This is a genomic window from Streptomyces sp. NPDC048461 (assembly GCF_055587105.1).
This window is the reverse complement of record NZ_JBVJGW010000001.1, coordinates 280385-302936: the sequence shown is the minus strand read 5'-3', so window position 1 is coordinate 302936 and position 22552 is coordinate 280385. Positions and strand designations below refer to the sequence as shown.

The following is a 22552-nucleotide window of genomic DNA, read 5'->3' as shown; positions in this document are numbered from 1 at the left end:
GCCGGAGACCGGCGCCTGGGTCGCGCTACTTCTTGGCCGCACCCTTGTTGCCGAAGCGGGCCTCGAAGCGGGCCACGCGGCCACCGGTGTCGAGGATCTTCTGCTTGCCCGTGTAGAACGGGTGGCACTCGGAGCAGACCTCGGCTCGGATGGAGCCTTCGGTGAGGGTGCTACGGGTGGTGAACGCGGCGCCACAGGTGCAGCTGACCTGGGTCTCGACGTACTGGGGGTGGATCTCGCTCTTCAAGGTGTCTCCTAGATTGGGAGGGCGCCGGGTCGCAGGAGCCGAATTGCGCGCTGCGTGAACCGGGGCCGACAGACCAGTCTGCCAGGACCGGGCTGCCTGTCAAAATTCTGAGGACGCCTGCTTCAACGGGCGGGGGCCGGCATCTATTCCGCGCGCTGCGCGGACCCCCGCCGGCGCCGTGCGGAGCAGGCGCACGCGCCGGGCGCGACCCTGCGGAACCCGTGTGGCCAGGGGCTCTACTGCACGATCTTGCCGGCGGAGCCCTTGTCGCCCATCGAGTTCTCGGTGGCCTCGGCCGGGATCGGCTGGTCGGCCAGCAGGGCGTCCCAGACCAGCTTGGACTCCTTGGCGAGCGGGACGACGCGGTCGTCGTCGCGCGGGTCCGGGACGACCGGCAGGGTGATCATCTGCATGTCCTGGGCGTCGATGCCCTGCAGGCCCTGGGCGAAGCCCAGGAGGGACTTCACGTCACCGAGCGCCTTGTCGGTGGTGATCGCCTTGGTGCCGGAGTCGGCGAGGCCGAGCAGCTTCTTGGGGTTGTCGAACAGCCCGATGCCCTTGACCTGCTTGATCAAGGCCTTGATGAAGGCCTGCTGGAGCTGTATTCGGCCCAGGTCGCCGCCGTCGCCGACGCTCTTGCGGGTACGGACGAGGCCGAGGGCCTGCTCGCCGTCGAGCTTGTTCGTGCCGGCCGGGAGGTCGAGGTGGCTCGCGCCGTCCTTGATGGGCTTGGTGGTGGTCACCTCGACGCCGCCGAGGTCGTCGATGATCTTCTTGAAGCCGGTGAAGTCGACCTCGAGGTAGTGGTCCATGCGGATGCCGGACATCTTCTCGACGGTCTTGACCGCGCAGGCGGCGCCGCCGGTGGTGTACGCCTCGTTGAACTGCCGGCGCTGGCCGCCCGGGTCGGTCTTGCCGTTCGAGGCGGCGCAGGCCGGGCGGGGGGCCATGGTGTCGCGGGGTATCGATATGACGCTGGCCTTCTGGTGGCCCTCGTACAGGTGGACGATCATCGCGGTGTCGGAGCGGGCGGAGCCGCCGTCGTCCTTGCCGTACTCGCCGTTGGCGCCGTCGCGGGAGTCCGAGCCCAGCACGAGGATGTCCATCGAGCCGTTGTCGACGTTGTCGGGGCGGTCCTTGCCCAGGGCGGCGTCGATGTCGACGGTCTTCAGATTGCCGTTGAACTTGAAGTAGAAGTAGCCGAGGCCCGCCCCGCCCAGCAGCACCACGACCGCGGCGGTCCACGCGGCGATGGCCAGGGCCTTGCGGCGCCTCGGCGGTTTGCGGCGGCGCCGGCCTGCGGCACGCCGTCCGCGTCCCGTGCTGTCCTCGCTCATGCTCTCCTCGGTCCTGAGTCCGGTCACCGGTCCCCTGTGGTCCGTCTCCGGCCTGCGGTCTCCTGACACAGACGGACGAACGCCGCCCAGGGTTCCACGGCCGCGGGGCCGTCCCGGTCCGCGGCGTGCGGGGCGCCGTGGCACTCGCGCGGTCCGCCCTGCCGCACTCACCTGGGCTTTTACCCGTGTACGTGGCCCACAAGCCCCGGGTTCAAGCGGATGCACGATGTGGCGAAGGTCGCAATGCGGACGGGACGACGCACAGCCGCCCCCGCCGCGGGTGCGGCGGGGGCGGCTGTGGTGACGCGGGACGGACTCCTCCGGCCGTGGCCGGGGAGGATCAGTCGTCGTTCTTGCCCGACGGGGTCGTCTTCGCGATCTGCATCAGGAACTCGGCGTTCGACTTCGTCTGCTTCATCTTGTCGAGCAGCAGCTCGATCGCCTGCTGCGAGTCGAGCGCGTGCAGCACCCGGCGCAGCTTCCAGACGATGGCGAGCTCCTCCGCGTTGAGGAGGATCTCCTCCTTGCGGGTGCCCGACGGGTCGACGTCGACAGCCGGGAAGATGCGCTTGTCGGCGAGCTTCCGGTCGAGCTTGAGCTCCATGTTGCCGGTGCCCTTGAACTCCTCGAAGATCACCTCGTCCATGCGCGAGCCGGTGTCGACCAGCGCGGTGGCCAGGATGGTCAGCGAGCCGCCGTCCTCGATGTTGCGCGCGGCACCGAAGAAGCGCTTCGGCGGGTACAGCGCGGTCGAGTCGACACCACCGGACAGGATGCGGCCGGAGGCGGGCGCCGCGAGGTTGTACGCGCGGCCCAGACGGGTGATGGAGTCCAGCAGGACGACCACGTCGTGACCCAGCTCGACGAGGCGCTTGGCGCGCTCGATGGCCAGCTCGGCGACGGTGGTGTGGTCCTCGGCCGGGCGGTCGAAGGTCGAGGAGATGACCTCGCCCTTGACCGACCGCTGCATGTCGGTGACCTCTTCCGGACGCTCGTCGACCAGGACGACCATCAGGTGGCACTCGGGGTTGTTGACGGTGATCGCGTTGGCGATCGCCTGCATGATCATGGTCTTGCCGGTCTTCGGCGGGGCCACGATCAGGCCTCGCTGGCCCTTTCCGATCGGCGACACGAGGTCGATGATGCGGGTCGTCAGCACGCCCGGGTCGGTCTCCAGACGGAGCCGGTCCTGGGGGTACAGCGGGGTCAGCTTCTGGAACTCCGGGCGACCGCGGCCGGATTCGGGCGCCATGCCGTTCACCGAGTCCAGACGCACGAGGGCGTTGAACTTCTCGCGGCGCTCGCCGTCCTTGGGCTGGCGCACGGCACCGGTGGTGTGGTCGCCCTTGCGGAGCCCGGCCTTGCGGACCTGCGCGAGGGAGACGTACACGTCGTTGGGGCCGGGCAGGTAGCCCGAGGTCCGGATGAACGCGTAGTTGTCGAGGATGTCGAGGATGCCCGCGACGGGGATCAGGACGTCGTCGTCGGCGACCTGCGGCTCGCTCGGGGCGAACTCGTCGCGGCCGCGACGGCCACGGCGGTCGCGGTAGCGGCCGCGCCGGCCGCGACGGCCGTCCTCACCGTCGAAGTCGTCCTGGGGGCCGTTGTCCTGACGGTCCTGACGGCCGCTCTGCTGGCCCTGGTTCTGGCCCTGCCCCTGACCCTGGCCCCGGCCGCCCTGCTGCTGGCGGTCGGCGCGCTCGGCACGGTCCTGACGGCCGCCCTGGGCACCCTGGCCCTGGCCGCCCTGCTGGCCGCCCTGACCCTGGCCGCCCTGGCCCTGGTCGTCGGCCTTGGCACCGCGGTCGCGGCGGTCGCGCTGGCGCTCGGCACGGTCACCGCGGTCGCTGCCGCGGTCACGGCGCTCGCGCCGGCCGCGGCCCTCGCCGTCCTGACCCTGCGCGGACACGGCGGTGGCCGCCTCCGCCTTGGCCTCGGCCTGCGGAGCGGCCTCGACCGCGGGGGCCTCGGTCTTCTGCTCGACCTGTACGGCGGAGGCGGCCGAGGACTCCGGGCTGCCGGAGGGGGCCGTGGCCCGGCGGCGGCGTCGCTCGCCGGCCGGGGCGTCGTCGCTCGCGGGCTGGCCCGGGATCTCGATCTGGGCCTGCGCGGCGGCGGGCTTCTCGGCGGGCGCCTCGGCGGCGGCCTCACCCGTACGGGCCTTGCTGGTGGCGCGGCGCTTCGGCTTGGCCTCGGCGGTGTCGGCGGCGCCGGCCGCCGGGGAGGACGCGGCCTTGGGGGCACTGCCTCCCGCCTGCGCCTCCTTGATGACCTCGATCAGCTGGCTCTTGCGCATCCGCGCGGTGCCCCTGATGCCGAGGCCCGACGCGACCTGCTGCAGCTCGGCCAGAACCATGCCGTCCAGGCCGGTGCCGGTGCGGCGGCGCTTGGTAGCGGCGCCCGCGGCGGGGGCACTGGCGTCGACAGAGGTGTCGGCAGCGCCCATCAGATCGGTGGTGTCGCTCACGAAGGGTCCTTCCCTGGAGCGGACGTCGGCCTGTCTGGCTCGGCGACCGGTTGTGCTGTCCGACAGCAGTCCTAGGTGTGGACCGTGCCGGGGCGGTGGTCCGCCGATAGAGATACGGCGGAGAGAAACGTGCAAGTGCGTGGGTGTTCCGGCGAGAAGCCCCCGAGCTGGAAGCGTGGGAATGTCACGCCGATTCCGGAGCGTGCTCGAAACTGCTGGAAGTGATCAAAGCAGTCGGGGAGGCTCCCGGAGAAAAGGTGGTCCCGAATGGGGACACTGAGCACCGAGCCATGGCGGCTTCGGATGCTCACTTGAGACTAACACTACCGGATCCAACAGACATTCCCCCTCTCAATCACCGGCAACAGCGCCCTTCGGCGCGGGCGGCCTGCCCCGGCCGCCCGCCCCTGACCGGCCGCGTCTCCGCGGTCGCGGCCTAGGCCGTGTCTTTCGGATCATGGCGGGCCCGGGCTGCCCGGCACCGCGGGCCGATCCGCCCTGATCCGAAAGACAAGGCCTAGCCCCCCTGGGTGCCCAGGGGCAGCACGCTGGCGCCCGCGGCGTCGAGGGCGAGCCGGTTCGCGGCCCACCCCTCGCCCGCGAGCTGCGCGACCTTGTCGGCCGCACCGTTGTCGACCAGCGCGAGGACCGTGGGCCCCGCGCCGGAGATCACCGCGGGGATGCCGTCCGCCCGCAGCCGGGCGACGAGTGCCACGCTCTCGGGCATCGCCGGGGACCGGTAGTCCTGGTGGAGACGGTCCTCGGTGGCCGGCAGCAGGAACTCGGGACGCCTGGTCAGGGCCTCCACGAGCAGCGCCGCGCGACCCGCGTTGGCGGCCGCGTCCACGTGCGGGACGGTGCGCGGCAGCAGGCCGCGCGCGGTCTCGGTCAGCACCGGCTTGGACGGGACGAAGACCACCGGAACGATGGAATCGGCGGGCTCCATACGGATCGCCTTGGCGCTGCCCCCGTCCATCCACGCCAGGGTGAAGCCGCCGAGCAGACAGGCGGCGACGTTGTCGGGGTGGCCCTCGATCTCGGTCGCGAGCTCCAGCAGGGCCGCGTCGTCGAGCTTGGCCTCGCCGCCTATGGTCACGGCGCGGGCGGCGACGATGCCGGCGCAGATCGCGGCGGAGGAGGAGCCGAGGCCGCGCCCGTGCGGGATGCGGTTGGCGCAGACGACCTCGAGGCCGCGCGGCTGCCCGCCCAGCAGGTCGAAGGCGGTGCGCATGGAGCGTACGAGCAGGTGGCGCTCGTCCCGCGGGAGGGTGTCCGCCCCCTCGCCCGCGATGTCGATGTTCAGGCCGGAATCGGCCACCCGGACGACGACGTCGTCGTAGAGCCCGAGGGCGAGGCCCAGGGCGTCGAAGCCCGGGCCGAGGTTGGCACTGCTGGCGGGAACGCGCACCCGTACGGCGGCGGCGCGGAACGCTGGACCGGCCATCGTCCGATGACACTCCTTGTGACTGTGCGAGATCTACGCTGGCTCGCTGCGAATGTACTGCAGAACGTACGACACCCGAAGGCCCCCGGGGCAGCACCGCACGTCATATGCGCGGCGGCGGGTGTGGGGACAGCGTATCGAAGGAAGGTTCCCCCGCGACATAGGGCGCACAGGAGGCGCACGATGCGTGTCGCGGACTCCGGTGGCGGTTATGTCGTCGTACGGGGTGAGTTGCCGGGTTCCGGGGGTCGCGGGGACCCCCGGAACCCGGCTCTCGGGCCGGACCTCAGACGAGACCGAGGCGGACGGCCGCGGCCTCGGCGTCCACCGGAATGGTGACGGGCTGCGGGGCGCCCGCGACCGCCCAGTCGGGGTCCTTCAGACCGTTGCCGGTGACGGTGCACACGATCTTCTGGCCGGGGTCGACCAGTCCCAGCTCGGCGGCCTTGATCAGGCCGGCCACGGAAGCGGCCGAGGCGGGCTCGACGAACACGCCCTCCTGAGAGGCCAACAGCCGGTAGGCGGCCAGGATCTGACGGTCCGTCACCTCGTCGATGAAGCCGCCCGACTCGTCGCGCGCGGCGAGCGCGTAGTCCCAGGAGGCCGGGTTGCCGATGCGGATCGCCGTGGCGATGGTGTGCGGCTCCTTGACGACCTCCCCGCGCACGATGGGCGCGGAGCCGGAGGCCTGGAAACCCCACACGCGGGGGGTGCGGGAGGCGAGGCCGTCGGCCTTGTACTCCTTGAAGCCCTTCCAGTACGCCGTGATGTTGCCGGCGTTCCCGACGGGCAGGACGTGGATGTCGGGGGCGTCGCCGAGCGCGTCCACGATCTCGAACGCGGCCGTCTTCTGGCCCTCGATGCGGACCGGGTTGACCGAATTGACCAGCGCCACCGGGTAGTTGTCGGACAGCGCGCGGGCCAGGTCGAGGCAGTCGTCGAAGTTGCCGTCCACCTGGAGGATCTTGGCGCCGTGGACCAGGGCCTGGCCCATCTTGCCCAGCGCGATCTTGCCGCGGGGCACGAGCACCGCGCAGACCATTCCGGCGCGCACCGCGTAGGCGGCGGCGGAGGCCGAGGTGTTGCCGGTGGAGGCGCAGATGACCGCCTTCGCGCCTTCCTCCTTGGCCCGGGTGATCGCCATGGTCATGCCGCGGTCCTTGAAGGACCCGGTGGGGTTCGCCCCTTCGACCTTGAGGTGCACCTCGCAGCCGGTGCGCTCGGAAAGAACCTGCGCGGGGACCAGGGGCGTGCCGCCTTCGCGGAGGGTGACCACGGGAGTCTTGTCCGTCACCGGCAGGCGGTCCCGGTACTCCTCGATGATGCCGCGCCACTGGTGGGTGGGATTGCTGCTCATGGGTCCTTACTCCCCTTCAACACGCATGATGCTGGCGACACCGCGGACGGTGTCCAGCTTCCGCAGCGCCTCGACGGTCCCGGAGAGGGCGGCGTCGGGCGCACGGTGGGTGACGACGACGAGGGAGGCCTCATTGCCGACCCCGTCCGGACGTCCTTGCTGTCGTACCGTGTCGATCGACACGCCGTGCTCGGCGAAGGTGGTCGCCACCTGGGCGAGGACGCCCGGCTTGTCCGCCACGTCGAGGCTGATGTGGTAGCGGGTGACGACCTCGCCCATGGCACTGACCGGCAGCTGGGTGTACGCCGACTCGCCCGGCCCCGTCGCCTCGGCGAGCTTGTTGCGGCAGACGGCCACGAGGTCGCCGAGGACCGCGGACGCGGTGGGCGAGCCGCCCGCGCCGGGGCCGTAGAACATGAGCCGCCCGGCGGCCTCCGCCTCGACGAACACCGCGTTGTACGCCTCGCGGACGGAGGCCAGCGGGTGCGTGAGCGGGATCATCGCGGGGTGGACGCGCGCGGTGACGGACGCGCCGTCGGCGGCCCGCTCCAGGATCGCCAGGAGCTTGATGGTGCAGCCCATCCGCTTGGCGGAGGCGAAGTCGGAGGCGCTGACCTCGGTCATGCCCTCGCGGTACACGTCGTCGAGGCGGACCCGGGTGTGGAACGCGATGCCGGCGAGGATCGCGGCCTTGGCGGCGGCGTCGTAGCCCTCGACGTCGGCGGTCGGGTCGGCCTCGGCGTAGCCCAGGGCGGTGGCCTCGTCGAGGGCCTCCTGATAGCCGGCGCCGGTGGAGTCCATCTTGTCGAGGATGAAGTTCGTCGTGCCGTTGACGATGCCCATCACGCGGTTGATCTTGTCGCCGGCGAGGGACTCGCGCATCGGGCGGACCAGCGGGATGGCGCCGGCGACGGCGGCCTCGTAGTAGAGGTCCCGGCCGTGCTGCTCGGCGGCGGCGTGCAGCGCGGCGCCGTCCTGGGCCAGCAGCGCCTTGTTCGCGGAGACGACGGACGCGCCGTTCTCGAAGGCGGTCGTGATGAGGGTGCGGGCCGGCTCGATCCCGCCGATGACCTCGATGACCACGTCGATGTCACCGCGTTTGAGCAGGGCGGTCGCGTCCGTGGTGATCAGCGCGGGGTCGATGCCCTCGCGCACCTTCGAGGGACGGCGTACGGCCACGCCGACGAGTTCGACGGGTGCGCCGATCCTCTGCGTGAGGTCGTCGGCGTGCGTCGTCATGATGCGCGCCACCTCTGAGCCGACCACTCCACAGCCCAGCAGCGCCACCTTCAGCGGACGCGTACGCATCATTCGACCTACGCCTTTCGATCTTCCAGCATGAAACCGCGCGCGGATTGCACGGCGGTCGTGAACCAGTCTCACTCAATGGACAGCACTTTCCATCCTCGGTCCATTGAGTGAGACACCGATTTCATCATCCGAGGTCGAGTCGCAGGAGATCTTCCTCCGTCTCCCGGCGGACGATCACCCGCGCCGCTCCGTCACGCACGGCGACGACCGGCGGACGCAGCGCGTGGTTGTAGTTGCTGGCCATCGAGCGGCAGTACGCGCCGGTCGCGGGGACGGCGAGAAGGTCGCCGGGGGCCAGGTCGGCCGGCAGGAACGCGTCCTTGACGACGATGTCCCCGCTCTCGCAGTGCTTGCCGACGACGCGGACGAGCATGGGCTCGGCGTCGGAGGTGCGGGAGACGAGCGCGATGGAGTATTCGGCGTCGTACAGGGCCGTCCGGATGTTGTCGGACATGCCGCCGTCGACGGAGACGTACGTCCGCAGGCCCTCCAGCGGCTTGATCGTGCCGACCTCGTAGAGGGTGAAGGCGGTCGGGCCGACGATGGCCCGGCCGGGCTCGACGGAGATCCGCGGAGCGCGCAGGCCGGCGCTCTCGCACTCGCGCGCCACGATCTCGTGGAGGGCCTTGGCGATGTCGTGCGGCTCGGCGGGGTCGTCCGCGGAGGTGTACGCGATGCCGAGCCCGCCGCCGAGGTCGATCTCGGGGAGCTCGACGCCGTGCTCGTCGCGCACGGCGGCCAGCAGCCGCACGACGCGCTTGGCGGAGACCTCGAAGCCGGCCATGTCGAAGATCTGCGAGCCGATGTGGGAGTGCAGGCCGAGCAGCTCCAGGCTGTCGTGGCCCAGCGTGCGCCGGACGGCCTCGGCGGCGGACCCGTCGCCCACGGCGATGCCGAACTTCTGGTCCTCGTGCGCGGTCGCGATGAACTCGTGGGTGTGCGCCTCGACGCCGACGGTGACGCGGATCTGCACGGGCTGGCGCACGCCGAGCTCGCGGGCGATGTGCGCGACGCGGGCGATCTCCTGGAAGGAGTCGAGGACGATGCGGCCCACGCCGGCCTCGATGGCGCGGGTGATCTCGGCGACGGACTTGTTGTTGCCGTGGAGGGCGATGCGCGCGGCGGGCATGCCGGCGGCGAGGGCGGTGGCCAGCTCGCCGCCCGAGCAGACGTCGAGGTTGAGCCCCTCTTCGGTGAGCCACTTCACGACGGCCTTGGAGAGGAAGGCCTTGCCCGCGTAGAAGACGTCGGCGTCCTTGCCGAACGCGAGGGCCCACGCGCGGCAGCGGGCGCGGAAGTCCTCCTCGTCGAGGAAATAGGCGGGGGTCCCGAACTCCTCGGCCAGCCTGGTCACTTCGATCCCGCCGACGACGGCGACCCCGTCCGCGTTGCGGTGGACGGTGCGGGCCCAGACCTTCTCGTCGAGGACGTTGAGGTCGGCGGCGGGCGGGGAGTAGTGCCCTTCGGGCATGACGTCGGCGTGGCGGGGCCCGGCGGGGTGCGCGGAACGGCTCATCGGTATCTCTCTTCGCGGGTCACAGGCGTTCGGGTGCGTCCATGCCGAGCAGGGCCAGGCCACCGGCCAGCACCGTCCCGGCGGCTTCGGCGAGGGCCAGCCGGGCGCGGTGGGCGGCCGAGGGTTTCTCGTCGCCCCGGGGCAGGACGCGGTACTGGAAGTCGAGGAGCGCGTCGGCCAGCTCGACGAGGTGCCGCACGAGGCGCTCGGGCGCCCGGTGGTGCGCGGCGGCTTCGAGGACCAGCGGATGGTCGGCGAGCACGCGCAGCAGCGCGGGGGCGTCGTCCACCTCCCCGACGGCGGGCTCGAAGCCCAGGTCACGGGCGTTGCGCAGGAGGGCGCGGCTGCGGGAGTGGGCGTAGCGCACCCGGAAGAACTCGTTGTCCTCGCCCTGGACGAGGAGCCGGTCGCAGAACGCGGGCGTCTCGCGGGCCGGGACGGCGAGCATGGCCCAGAGCGCGGCGTCGGCCCCGTACCGGGCGACGGCGTCACCGTCCCGCTGCGCGAGGGGTGCGGCGGGGGTGCCGGGTACGTCGTACGGCGGCGGGCCCTGGGTGCGCAGGATCCGTACGACGGCCGCGCGCACGGCGCGCTCCCGCAGCCCGGGGGCCTGGGGGTCGGCGGGGCCGGGGTCGGATGGCGCGTGCCCGGGCGGTGGCCCGGCCAGGGACCGGATGACACGGGGGGCGGAGAGGGCCGGCAGGACGAAGTTCACGAACCCGGGGCCGGTGACCTCGACGCGCTCGATCCCCGGGACGCCGCTCAGCCGGCGGGCCAGTACGGCCGCGACGTCGGCGGGGCGCATCCGGGCGGCCTTGGCGAGCTGGAAGGCGACGGGCGAGGCGTACTCCCCCACTCCCCCGGGCCGCGTCCGCTCGACGACTACCCGCTCGGGCGGGACGCCGCCCGGTTCCCCGTCCAGTTCCCCGCCCAGCTCCCCGTCCTCGACGGCGCAGCGCACGGCGTGCGCGACGGTACGGGGGAGGTCGGCGGGATTCACGGGACCCAGCCTAGGGGAGACACCCCCGCGTCACGCCAAGGGTTTCGCCATGTGAACAGCTACCGCCTGCGGGCGGCCGGGCCGTCAGGGGGAACTACCCCCGGCCCCTCCCGGCGGGGGCCCCTTTCCGGCCGTCGCGGCGGTCCTTGCGCTCGACCAGCCGCCGCACGACGCGCACCAGCTCGGCGGGCTCGAAGGGCTTGGCGACGAAGGCGTCGACCCCGGCGGCGATGCCGGCCTCGACCTCGTACTGCGTACAGGCACTGACGATGGCGACGGGCAGGTGCCGGGTCCGCGGATCGGCGCGCAGCTGCGCGGCGGCCCCGAACCCGTCGAGCCGGGGCATGACCACGTCGAGGGTGATGGCGTCGGGACACACGTGGTGCACGACGTCCAGGCACTCGACACCATCGTTCGCGGTCACGACCTCGAAGCCCTCCAGCTCGAGATTGACCTTGATCAGCTGCCGGATGACCTTGTTGTCGTCGACAACAAGCACCCGGCCCGAGACGCCTGGCACAACTCGAGAGTAGGTCCGCCGGGGCCCCCGCGTCCGGGCTTTCGCCACTTCCACCCCTCCGGGCGACGCACCCCTCCTCCCACCTCCGAATAGGTTCCTGATCACCCCGGGGGAGCTGGTAGTGTTCAACCCGTCGCCGCAAGTCGGCGGACGCGCCCCCGTAGCTCAGGGGATAGAGCAACGGCCTCCGGAGCCGTGTGCGCAGGTTCGAATCCTGCCGGGGGCACTCCAGCCAGACAGTGTGTAAGTGTCGCTGACCAGCTGAAGTGCCAAGCATGAAGGCCCGAACTCAGTCCCACTGAGTCCGGGCCTTTGTCGTTGTTACGTACCGGTCCCGTGTGGGGAGCGTGTGGGTACCAAGCTGCCCAATCAACCAACTCGCACAGCCGCCCCCTGCCTGGATCGAGCCATGCTCCTCTCGGCATCAGATGCCTTCCATGAGTCTGGGGACGTTCTGGGCTGCCGCCGCTGTGGTCACTGCCGTCCCAATTGGAGCCGGCGCCATGTGGGCGACCCTCCGCGCCTCGAACCCGAAGCGGCGCATCGAGTTCCCGATGAAGGACACAGCGCTCCTCCGGAGCCATGACACCTTGAACGGAGCCTTGAGGTACGCCGCAACGGTGGCATCCTCGCCGACCCGCGTCTCGTTCGGGTGCAGTTACGCAACCTCGGCCGACGCGACGTGCGAGCACGGCCTTCGATCAGGGTGCGCCACTCCGAATAAACCTCGGTGTACCCATCCTTGAAATCCTAGGCACCGAAATCAAATCGCCGACGGCCCAGGCTCCATCACCAACGGTCCAAGGCCCCGAGCTGCACATCGGTCCTGGCAGGATTGGACGCGGCAACCAGGCAACCCACCTCGCGCTTATAGACGGCACGCCCTCATATTCGTGCCAGCACTCACTAATTGACGTGAAGGTGACTGAATCCGAGAGCGTAACCGGAACTTTTTCCACAAGCCAGCTATTCGCTAGCATGCTGGCGACAGCCGCTACGCTTGGCATCATCAACCTTTTGCAATGAAAGTAGCGAGCTGAGGTCGTCGGCCGCTATGCGACGCATGCTGGCCCCCTGTTTAGATCCGGCCCATCGCTCTCTCGATCTTCGCATTGTGCAATTCCCCATGGCCATCGATACGACCTTCGTAGCGCCGATGGATCACCTCCGGCGAGTTGCCGGCCCGCCGGACGGCCTCGGCCACGGGCACCCCGGCGTTCAGCCAGTTGTGATGCAGGTGTGCCTGAGGTCGTAAGGCCGGCGCGCGAGCGGTGTGGCGGCCCGGTCCGGGGGAGCACCAAGGGTTTTCACCTCCTGCCAAACCCTCCCGTAGCTGGAGGTGCCGAGCACACCCCCGCGCTCGTTGGGGAAGAGCCAGCCGCTCTCAGCCGTGCCGAACTCCGCTACGTGGTCGCGGAGCAGCGCCACTAGGAGGGGTGGGATAGGCGCCGGACGGTCGGCTTTTGGCCTCGCGTAATTTGAGCCCCCGCCTGTCGTGGCGTTTCCCGGAGTCCGCCCACCTCTTGCCGGAGACCGGCAGCGTCTCCCGGAGCGTGAGCGTGCCCCACCCGGTGTTGGGCAGGCAGCAGTCTCGCTCGCGTAACCCCACCGCTTCCGCCGGCAGCATCGCCGCGTAGAGCTGGCAGCCGAAGAAGGCGCGCCTGGGCCCGGCGGGCGGGAGGTTTTGGATGCCGTCGCCGCGGGCAATGCCGGCGTGCCGCGAGACGACCGCGTTCGTGATGGGGAGGACGTCGGGTTGAACTGAAGCGGGCTGGCGGACGCATGCGCCGAGAAGGGACAACTCACATGCATCACACGGTCGTTCGTCTGATAAAACGCCGAACTAGCAGGTTCGCGACGTTAGACTCCCGTGCGAGGACGGCGAGCCACGGACAATACGGAGGAGGAAAAATGAGCGCGAGCGGGACCCGCACTTGCTCTTGGTGCGGCGAGGGAGGACACGACAGACGGTCGTGCGACGTCTCTCCCAACGCTGGGAAGTGCAGCGTGTGCGACTACCGCGGACATGACAAACGTAACTGCCCGCGCAAGTGAGGAAGCATCACCGCAGGTAAGGCTCAGAACGAGGAAGGCCCCAGACGACAGGTCTGGGGCCTCAGTGTCGGGGCGGGACGCCTCACTCAGTTATTCGGGGAGCAGGTCCTCGATGCGCCGGTTGGCTACGTCCTGTCGTCCGTCGAGGCACTTCGCGTAGCGGGTCAGCAGGACCGCCACGCGCTTCCCCGCCCAGGACACGTGCAGGCACTCGCGGGCCCGGGTGTGGGCGACGAAGAGCAGGCATCGTTCGGCGCGAGGTCGGCGGCGGGCACGGTGCGATCACCGTGCCAATGTCCCGCCCGGACGAGGTCTTGGGCAACGCCTCCGGCGCGGTGGACCGCTTCCCCCCGTTTTCGTCTTGGACGACCAGCCGGATCGGCGCCCGGGCGTCGGACGAGAACCTCGTCGTCAACCTAGACCACCAGACGCGGTGGTGACCCTGACCTCCGACCGCGACACCCGCTTCAGGCCGCGCGGTCAATTTCAGCGGGCCTTCAAGGCGGAAGCCCCGCCAGGCGACTCCTGGCGGGGCTCCGATTGATTCTGCTACGGCACGCTCGACATCCGCTACCGCACCCAGGCCACGGTTTGCGGCAGAACTCCGCGCTCCCAAAGCCGGTCGAGTTCGGTGAAGAGCTTGGGAAGGCTTGCGTCGAATCGCTCCCACGCTACGGGGTCACATTCGCGCCACGGATCAGAGATGCTCAGACCGGGAGGCAACGGCCCTGTCGAGCCGGACATCCTGCGACATGCGGCACACCATGTGTAGCTGATCACAGCAGGTCGGCCAGCGTGTTGCACCCTTCTCAGATAGGTGCGGATCGACGTGCGTCCACAGGAAGGGCAGAGCCACTCCGACTGGTCACGCAGGAAGTTCCGCTCTCGCCCAAGCGCCTCGAGTTCGGGCGGCGTGAAGCGCGTCAGCTGCTTCATGAACGTGCCCCCGTCCTTCGCCGGAAGACTCCGAGCATAGCTTGCCCGTACGCCTCCGCGGCGGACTCCGTTCCGCCCATGGAGCCCGGCCAAGTGGAGTACATCCGGTGGTGGTAGATCTCGTGGAAGATCGTGGCCACAGCCGTATCCATGTCGACCAGGCCCATGTTGGAGATCTGGATTACCGGGCGCCCGCGGGGCCCCAGGTTGGGATTGCCATTGCCGTCGTGCGGGCTATTTGCGTACGCAGGCAGGCCGTCCCCAGAGGTGTTGATCTCCGGCACGTGGACAATGTCGAACTGGGAGACACTCATGTCGACCCTGCCCAGCGCCATTTTCACCTGCTTGATACTGACGGCGGCGCCATTTTTCCCGCCCGGAGCACTCTGCGGGTCATCACAGTTGTGGACGAGGAGCGGGGTGGTGTCCGCCAGAGCGTAGTAGGTGTGGAGGTCCGAGACCGTCAGGTTGTGGACCGTGGCGACCTCGGTGGTCCGGCGTTCGATCGAGGCGATCTGGACGAAGGTGCCCGCGCTGGTGCGGAGCCACTGGCCCGGCTTCAGGTCGGTGGCACCGATCCACTCCCCCAGTTCGGGGACCCAGAAGGGGTGGCCGTCGGTTGCCGTGACCTCGGCCGTTTTGGTGCCGGCCGCGCCGTCCGTGTCGATCGTGACCGTGACCAGGTGCTTGAGGCCCTGGCCCTTGATCTCCGCGGTGACCGTCTCGGTCCGGGTCTCCCCGGTCTCCGGGTCGGTCGCGACGACCTTGTCGCCGGTCCTCACCTTCTCGATGGCCTTGGCGGTGCCGTCGGCCATGAGCACCTTCGTGCCGGGCACGAAGCTGTTACAGGTGTCGCCCTCCACCTTGCCGGAGCCGCCGCTGCCGCTGGTGCCGCCGTTGCTGCGGGTGGTGCTGCCGGTCTTGCCGCCGGTCTTGCCGCCTCCGGAGGCCTTTCCGCCGCCCGAGCTCTTGCCGCCGCCGCCCTTGCCCGCGCCGGCCTGGTGGGACGCCTTCGGGGCCGCCTTGGCCTGGGCCTGCTTCTGGACGGGGTTGCCCGTCTTCTTCTTTGCCGCGGCCGCCTCGTCGGCCTTTCTCTTGGCGGCCTCGGCCGCCTTCTTCTTGGCCCGTTGCGCGGCTTCCTTCTTGGCCTTCTCGATCGCCAGTTTCTTGGCCTTGAGCGCCGCCGCCTCCGCGGCCTTGGCTGCCTTCAGGACGATCTCCGCGGCCTTCTTGGCCGCCTTGAACGCCTGGATGGCGTTGATCGTGCGGTTGATCGCCTTCAGGATCGACGGGATCTTGCCCAGCTTCGTCCACGGAATCGCGTCGAGGATGATGCTGCCGCACGACCACATGTCACCGCCGAAGCAGGCCATGGCGTCGTTGATGCCGATGAAGTCCTTCAGCGTCTCCCACGCGATCGCGAGGATCACCGAGCTGAGGGACTTGCCCTGCATCGCCTCGGCCTGCGCCACCTGCGCCGCGGAGAGGCCCGCGCCCGCGAGGGCCGCGGCCCGCTCGGACGCGGTCAGGCTGATCGCCAGACCCGTCGGGTCGGAGTGGGTGACCGGGTTGTTGTGGGCGTAGGCGTAGCCGTTGGACTGGAGCGGGTCGTTCAGGTCGAGCAGCGGGTCGGCGGACAGGAAGCGTCCCACCACCGGGTCGTAGAGGCGGGCGCCGAGCGGCTGGAAGCCGGAGGCGTCGTCCCTGGTCTTGCCGAGGAAACCCTTGCTGTCCTGGAAGTTGGCGCCGGCCGTGTCGGCGCCGCGCTGGTTGCCGAACGGGTCCTGCTTGCGGACCCGGACGGGCATGCCCGTGCCGAGGCCGACCTCCGTGTAGGCGCTGCCCTGGTGGTCCGTGGTCTCGGCGACCAGGGCCTCCCCGCCCGTGCCGTTGGCGTAGCGCAGGACCGCGCCGCCCGGGGCCGCGTAGGTCCGCTCGCTGCGGACCAGAACGCCGCCCTGCTGGACGGTGACCTGGGCCTCGCCGAGGTTCAGCGTGGCCTGCTTGCCCTGGATGGTCAGCAGGCGCTCGCCGGTGGGGCCGTAGATGTGACGGGTGTCGTTCTGCGGGAGCCACTGCTGTGCGGCCTGGGCCGCGTCACAGGTGGCGAGGACGAGGGCGGTACCGCTCACGTTCGCCGCGCCCTGGACCGCGACGCACAGGCCGGAGGCGACGTGCGTGAGCTGGCCGGACGCGGCCCGCTTGAGGTGCTGTGCGGCGGAGCCGTTGCACTTCTGCAGCTGGACCGCGGAACCCGCCGTGTTGGCCGCCGGCTGGAGGCACCAGGTGTCGTAGGACTCCAGTGTCCCGACGTTGGCGTCCGTCTGGCCCGGGACCGGCTCGAAGTGCCAGCTCTGCGCCACGGTGGCATTGCAGCTGTAGAGCTGGACCGGCTGGCCGGCCGCCACGACACCGGACCGCAGGTCGATGCACTTCTGGCCCAGACCCACGTACGGGGTCTTGCCGCCCGTGCCCTGGCCGGTGATCCGCTCGACCTTGCCGTCGGGCGTCCAGGTCAGTTCCTGCTTGTCACCGTTCTGGACCGAGGTGATCGTCTTCGTCTCGCCGGTCAGCTCGTACAGCCGCTGGGCCTCGGACGTCACCTGGGCGCCGGCCGGGGTCGTGAACTTCTTGGTGACCTTGGTCAGGGTGCGCGGCTGGGCGCCGTCGGCCTTGCCGTAGGCGTAGTCCGTGACGGCGTCCTTGGCGGTGGTGCCCGCCAGGTCCTTCTCGGTCAGCTTCTTGCGGTTGCCGAGGAGGTCGTACTCGTACTCCTGCCAGTAGCCGGAACCGTCCTTGCCCGCCGCCACGTTGACCGTGCCGTCGGTGCTCTTCGGGGTGGTGCAGGCGGTCTGGTCCTTGGCGGTCCAGGCCGTCTTCAGCTGGCCCAGCGGGTCGTAGGAGAAGCACTGGCGCTCCTCGATCCCGGCGGACTTCTCCTGGATGGAGGTGACGTTGCCGGACGGGTCGTAGGTGTAGGCCCGGTTCGAGACCAGGGTGCCGCCGACGAGGCCGGGCGTGCTCTGCTCGCGGAAGACCGCCTGTTCCTTGAGCTCGCCGCTGCTCTCGTCGTACGAGTCCTGCGTCCACACCCGGTAGGGCTGGGCGCCCAGGGTGGAACGGAGCACCTGGCCGTACGGCGAGTAGACCGTCTCGGCCCCGTACCAGTCCTTGCCGGAGATCGAGAGCGGCTTGCCGTCCTTGTTGTAGCGGACGATCAGCTTCTCGGCCGCCAGCTTGCCGACCGCGGGGACGGTGGTGTCCTCCAGTGCGCCCGTGTCCGAGTAGGTGTAGCCGTAGGTGTAGTCCTTCGCCAGGCCCCACGAGTCGGCGATCGACTGCGGCAGGCTCAGCGTCGTCGAGGTCGGCTGGTAGTCCTTGGTGTAGCCGTTGACCTTCTGGGTGTACGCCAGGCCGTCGGTGTACCGGGTGGCGGTGGCGGGCATGCCCTTGCCGCCGGCGACGGTGTCGTAGGCGAGATCGGCGATCAGGGTGCCGTTGGCGTCGTTCAGCCGCTGCTGCTTGGGCCGCGACAGCTCGTCATAGCCGTTCCAGACCTTGATGCCGCGGGCGTTGGTGGTCGTGAGGACGCGGCCCCGGGAGTCGTACTCGGTACGGGTCGTGCCCGAGTCCGGATCGGTGGCCGTCTCCATGCGGCCGAGGCGGTCGTAGGTCCAGCTCCACGGGTGCGTGGGATCGGTGGAGCTGGTGGCCTTCACCGGCAGGCCGCGCGTGTCGTACTGGTAGCTCGTCGACGTGAAGCCGCCCGGCGCTGCCGGGTTGAACGTGTCGGTGCGCGAGGTGCGGCCGAGCGCGTCGGTGTAGACCCGGTAGGACGAGTCGCCCGCCGGGTGGACGACCTTCGACCAGTCCTGGCCGTACTCGTACTTGGTGGCCCGCTCGGGGTACGCCTTGGACGAGGACTCCTTGGTGACGGGGTCCTCGTACTTCATGTACGGGGTCTCCTGCACCACGCGGCCCAGGCCGTCGTAGGTGTAGCGGGTGAAGTTCGGGATGACCGTGTCGGAGAGCGGGGTGAAGAGCTCGCCGGGCTTGGCCTCCTTGGTCAGGTAGGCGTTGTTCGTCTGCCAGACCTCGCCCGAGCTGTTGTACAGGGTGTCCGTGACGAGGTGGCCGGCGCCGCCGTCCGCCTCTTCGAGCGACTGGCGCTCGCGGCCCAGGCCGTCGTAGAGGGTGACCGAGGTCTCGATCCGGTTCTCGTGGCCACGGGAGTACGTCGTGACGTACGGGGGCCTGCGGATCTTGAGGCTCGGGTTCTCCGCGTCGGTCTCCTCCGCGGGGATGGTGTAGACGGCCCGGAAGTCCGGGACGGCTCCGGCGCCGGGGGTGCGGCCGGGGGCCCACGCCTCGGCGAGGCGACCCAGCGGGTCGAACCTGGCCTCGCTGACGTGCCCGTTGGCGTCGGTCGTCTTGAGGGCGACCGCGCGGCCCGGCTCCAGCTCCTGGATCTGGGAGTGCCCCAGCGAGTTGGTCTCGGTGACCTTGAAGACCTGGCCGGTGGGCGGGTCGAAGGTGAGCGTGCCGGACTTGCCGTCCGGGTCGGTCACGCGGGTCACGCGGCCGACGGCGTCGAAGCCGGTGGTCCCGTTGCTCTGGAAGCCGGTGCCGTCGCCCTTCAGGGACCAGGTCTCGGTGGCCAGGCCGCGGGTGGTGCCGGCGGCGAGTGCCGTGCCGTAGGCGGTGCTGTCGTAGGCCGTGCGGGTCGCGCCGCTCAGCTTGGACAGGTCGCTCCAGTTGGCGGCGGCGCAGGCCGTCGGCGAGACGAGGACCTGCTTGGACAGGCCGATCAGGTTCTTGCCGGTCTCGTGCAGGTACTCCAGCTTCGTGCAGCTCTCGTCACCGGTCTTGCCGGTGTCGCCGAAGGACTCGACCAGGGTCGGCAGGCCGTGCGTCGCGTCGTAGGTGGTCTTCGTCCGGACGTCGCGCTGGGGCCGCGGGTCGTCCGTGTTGGTGCCGGAGGACTTGGTGTAGGCGATTTCCTCGGGCTCGGTGACGCGCCAGGCCCGCAGGGGGTCCAGGCCGTCGTCGCGGTTGCGCTTGGCCAGCTCGGTGGCCTCGGGGACCGTGACGGAGCGGCTGAGCCAGTTGGTGTCGGGGTCGGTGGCGTTGGTGTAGGTGAGCTCTTCGGCGACGCGGCCGGCGAAGGGCTCCCTGTCCTTGGCTATCTCGGCGCCGGTGATGTCCTTCACCGGCACGGTGTCGCCCATGCCGCGGAAGTAGCGGGTGACGGCCTTGGTGCGGGGGGAGTCGACGCCGGCGATGCCCTCGCCCTCGTTGCCGCTGTCCGCGCCGGCCTTGTCCGCTCCGGTGAGCACGGTGGTCTGCTCGAAGCCCGCGAACTGCGAGTAGGTGCGGGTCGACTTCTTGGTGAACTCGGCGTCGGCCAGCTTCCAGCCGGGGTTCTTGTACTCGTAGGCCGTCTTGGTGCCGAACGAGCCGTCGATGTTCGGGAGTTCCTCGATGGACTCCACGACGTACTTGTGGAACCAGTCGATGTCCTCGACGTCGGGGTCCGGGTTCCAGAACGACGGGTAGCACAGCTGCGTGTTGGCCTTCAGGCCGGCCGTGTCCGTCTTCGGGGGGAGCCCGGCACCGGAGAGGCACTTGCCCGTGATCGGCTTGTACCGGACGACGGTCTCGCCGCCGTACTCGTTGATGACGCGCCCGATGCGCAACCGGGAGAAGCCCGGGCGCTGCGGGTTGACCGCGGTGACGCGGTTGGGCATGTCGTCCGCGTTGTGCTCGAAGCGGACGGTGTTGAGCTTGACGGACGCGTCCGTCGAGCCGTTGCGGGCGTAACCGGTCCGCTGGACCGACTCCAGCCACAGCGCCGTGTTCGGGCCGGTCTTCAGCTCGGCGAAGCTCTGGTTCAGCTGGTACTCGTCCACGACCTGCCGGGCGGTCGTGTCCGTACGGCGCTGCGCGGAGGTGGTGATCTTGTCCAGGCGCTTGCGCGTCCAGAAGGTCGGGCCGGCGTTCCAGCACTTCTTGCCGGATTCGCACCGCAGGTCGGCGGGGGTGTCGAACCAGATGCGGTACTTGCCCGGGTCCTTCGACTTGAAGTTGTCCTCGCTGCACGTGTGCGTCGTGGACGCGTCGTAGCAGCGCTCCTTGACCTCGAAGCCGATGCGGGCCGGGGCCGGGGCGGAGAAGATGCTCTCCTTGCGCTGCCCGTAGTCGATGCGGGACAGGTAGCCGTCGCGGTCGTAGACGACCGGGGCCTTGAAGTTGAAGTTGCGCGCGTAGTAGTTCTGGTCCTTCTTCCACCACAGCGACATGGCGTTGCCGTGGATGTCCTCGACGTAGTCGAGGCTCCAGCGCCAGCCCTGCGTGCAGGAGGAGTGGGCCCAGTCGCCCGCCTGGTAGCACGGCTCGCCCGCATGGTTGCCGTAGACCGGGACGGTCAGGACCGAGTCGGTGGTCGGGTCGTCCGCGGCGGAGCCGTTGTCGGACCACTTCGGCAGCTTGTTCAGGCCGAAGTGGTAACGGATTCCGTCCTTGGTGGTGACGACCCAGTACTCGCCGTCCTTGGCGCCGTTGCCGGTGGCCTGGCCGGTGATGCGCTCGACCTTCGAGCCGTCGCCGTTCGCCGTGGTCCACGTGTCCTTGGACGCGTCCCACACCAGTTCGGTGGTCATGCCGCCCAGCGAGAGGGTGGCGTTGTCCGAGCCGTAGCAGAGGTCCGCGGTGCGGTGCGTGGCGTTGTTGGAGCCGGCCTTCTTGGAGTCCTGGCGGCAGTTGACGTACGTACGGGTGATGGAGCCCGCGTTGTAGTCCCAGCCGTCGCCGATCCAGGAGGCCTGGTTGTTCGTCGACGAGGTGCGGCCGTCCACGGACTGCGAGGAGTACGACAGCGCGACCTTCGGCATCAGGCCGCCGGCCGTCTGCGGCGTCTGCACCTGGTAGCCGTACGTGAACGCGCCCGACGAGGAACCCGCCGACCAGGAGCCCGACGACAGCAGCGGGGATGCGGTGAAGTCGCCCTGGACGGAGGAGCCGGTGTCGAGGAGGCCGACGGCGTTGCCGCCGGGGGCGTCGGCGGCCTGGAGGGCGGCGGTGCGCGCGGAGGCACCGTCGGCCTTGGCCTGCGTGCCCTCCAGCAGTTTGGCGACGGGGACCGTGCCGGAGAGGATCTTGCGGGCCGTGGCGTTCTTCGCCGCGGTGGTCCTGGTGGGGGCGTCCTTGGGAGCCACCACCGTGACCGAGCTGCTCAGCCGTTCGAAGGAGCCGGTGTCCTTCTTGACGGTCATGGTCGAGAGCCCGGCGTCGTCCGCGCACTCGCCCGTGGTCGGGGCGGAGTAGACGCATTCGGGGAGCAGCACCAGGCCGAAGCGGTCGGCGGCCTGCGGTCCGTAGAGGTCGGCGAAGCCGGTGGTGTCGACGCTCAGGGCCACCTGTGCGGCCGGGTCGACGGTGGCCGGCGGGGTGACCTTCATGATCAGGCCGGAGACGCCCGCGTTCTGCGAGGCCTCGGGGGCCGCCAGGCCCACGGTCCACTCACCCGCGAGGGAGGCCGGGTCGGCGCCGGCGGGCACGCCGATGGCGATCGGCAGGTTGCGGTCCAGCGGCACGGTGGTGCCGGGCGCGGTGGACGCCGACAGTGTGGCCTTGCCGGTGTCGGCGACCCACGGCGTGGTGGCCTTGGCGTCGTACGGGTCGACCGGGACCTCGGGAGCCAGCGTCAGCGTCTTGTCGGCGGTGTCGTCGCCGGCGGCTTCGGTGGCCTTCGGCAGGTCGGGCAGGTCGACCTTGGCGTTCTCCTGCTCGCGGCTCATGCCCGCGCCGGGAATGGCCAGCGCCTCGCCGCCCAGGCTCGTCACGGTCAAGGTCGAGGACAGCAATAGGACGGTCGCCATGCGGCTTCGCCGCCGGCGCCGTCGTTGTGACTCCGTCAGGGTGAGGCGACCGCGCCCCAACCATGACAGCGGACCTGAAGCAGGCATATGCGTCGACTCCCACACGGGCTGACAGACATCGGAAGAGGTGCGGAAACACCAAAGGGCACACACCTGTTCGGGCGCGTGCGTGCGCACTCTCCGTCATGACCAGCACACAAATCAATGGCATATACCAAGCCCTCGTCGGGCCCAAGTGAACTGCCTCACGCCGCAGTTCGCCCCAGACGTCCGCACAGACGATCTTCCGGACACGGCCGTCATCGCGGGGCATCAAACTCATTGGGGCGCGCGAAATGCCATAAGCAAAGGCAAACTTGACCTTGCGTCAAAGATGCGCCGTCTCCACGTAACGAATTCATAAAATTCTCATTCGTGGACGCCCTGTGCCCAGTGTGTGATCGTGTGCGCGCCCCACGGCATGCCGTAGGGGCCATCTGCGTTGT

Annotated in this window: 10 protein-coding genes, 1 tRNA gene and 1 pseudogene; 1 reads left to right on the top strand and 11 read right to left on the bottom strand. The window is 69.9% G+C overall.

Features of this window, described 5'->3' with window-relative positions; all coding sequences use genetic code 11:
* Positions 1–25: 25 nt before the first annotated feature.
* From rpmE to ACZ6S8_RS01295, 9 genes are all read right to left on the bottom strand, one after another.
* Positions 26–247, bottom strand: coding sequence for a 50S ribosomal protein L31 (gene rpmE, locus ACZ6S8_RS01335; protein ID WP_351271325.1), 222 nt, complete (start codon positions 245–247; stop codon positions 26–28).
* A 236-nt stretch (positions 248–483) separates the two neighbouring features.
* Complete coding sequence (locus tag ACZ6S8_RS01330; protein ID WP_469451355.1) at positions 484–1584, bottom strand: LCP family protein; 1101 nt, start codon at positions 1582–1584, stop codon at positions 484–486.
* Between the two features lie 340 nt (positions 1585–1924).
* Positions 1925–4051, bottom strand: coding sequence for a transcription termination factor Rho (gene rho / locus ACZ6S8_RS01325; RefSeq protein ID WP_469451354.1), 2127 nt, complete (start codon positions 4049–4051; stop codon positions 1925–1927).
* A gap of 517 nt (positions 4052–4568) precedes the next feature.
* Positions 4569–5495 carry a homoserine kinase gene (gene thrB / locus ACZ6S8_RS01320; protein ID WP_383917380.1) on the bottom strand — a complete coding sequence of 309 codons (927 nt, stop codon included), beginning with the start codon at positions 5493–5495 and terminating at the stop codon, positions 4569–4571.
* 286 nt (positions 5496–5781) lie between these two features.
* Positions 5782–6852, bottom strand: coding sequence for a threonine synthase (gene thrC / locus ACZ6S8_RS01315; protein WP_469451353.1), 1071 nt, complete (start codon positions 6850–6852; stop codon positions 5782–5784).
* A 6-nt stretch (positions 6853–6858) separates the two neighbouring features.
* Positions 6859–8160 (bottom strand): homoserine dehydrogenase, encoded by a 1302-nt coding sequence (locus tag ACZ6S8_RS01310; RefSeq protein WP_469451872.1) that lies wholly within the window; start codon positions 8158–8160, stop codon positions 6859–6861.
* Positions 8161–8287: 127 nt separating this feature from the next.
* Positions 8288–9679 (bottom strand): diaminopimelate decarboxylase, encoded by a 1392-nt coding sequence (gene lysA / locus ACZ6S8_RS01305; protein WP_469451351.1) that lies wholly within the window; start codon positions 9677–9679, stop codon positions 8288–8290.
* Positions 9680–9698: 19 nt separating this feature from the next.
* Positions 9699–10679, bottom strand: coding sequence for an ArgS-related anticodon-binding protein NrtL (nrtL, locus tag ACZ6S8_RS01300; RefSeq protein WP_469451350.1), 981 nt, complete (start codon positions 10677–10679; stop codon positions 9699–9701).
* 94 nt (positions 10680–10773) lie between these two features.
* On the bottom strand, positions 10774–11247 hold the full coding sequence (locus tag ACZ6S8_RS01295) for a response regulator (RefSeq protein WP_469451349.1): 474 nt from the start codon (positions 11245–11247) through the stop codon (positions 10774–10776).
* A 106-nt stretch (positions 11248–11353) separates the two neighbouring features.
* Here ACZ6S8_RS01295 and ACZ6S8_RS01290 point away from each other — a divergent pair.
* A tRNA-Arg gene (locus tag ACZ6S8_RS01290) sits at positions 11354–11425 on the top strand.
* A gap of 852 nt (positions 11426–12277) precedes the next feature.
* Here the strand turns inward: ACZ6S8_RS01290 and ACZ6S8_RS01285 are convergent.
* Both ACZ6S8_RS01285 and ACZ6S8_RS01280 read right to left on the bottom strand, forming a co-directional pair.
* Positions 12278–12856: pseudogene (locus ACZ6S8_RS01285) on the bottom strand (tyrosine-type recombinase/integrase); the annotation flags it as partial.
* Positions 12857–14186: 1330 nt separating this feature from the next.
* The gene (locus tag ACZ6S8_RS01280; protein ID WP_469451347.1) at positions 14187–22067 is read right to left on the bottom strand and encodes a ricin-type beta-trefoil lectin domain protein; all 7881 of its coding nucleotides are present in this window, start codon (positions 22065–22067) and stop codon (positions 14187–14189) included.
* Positions 22068–22552: the final 485 nt, after the last annotated feature.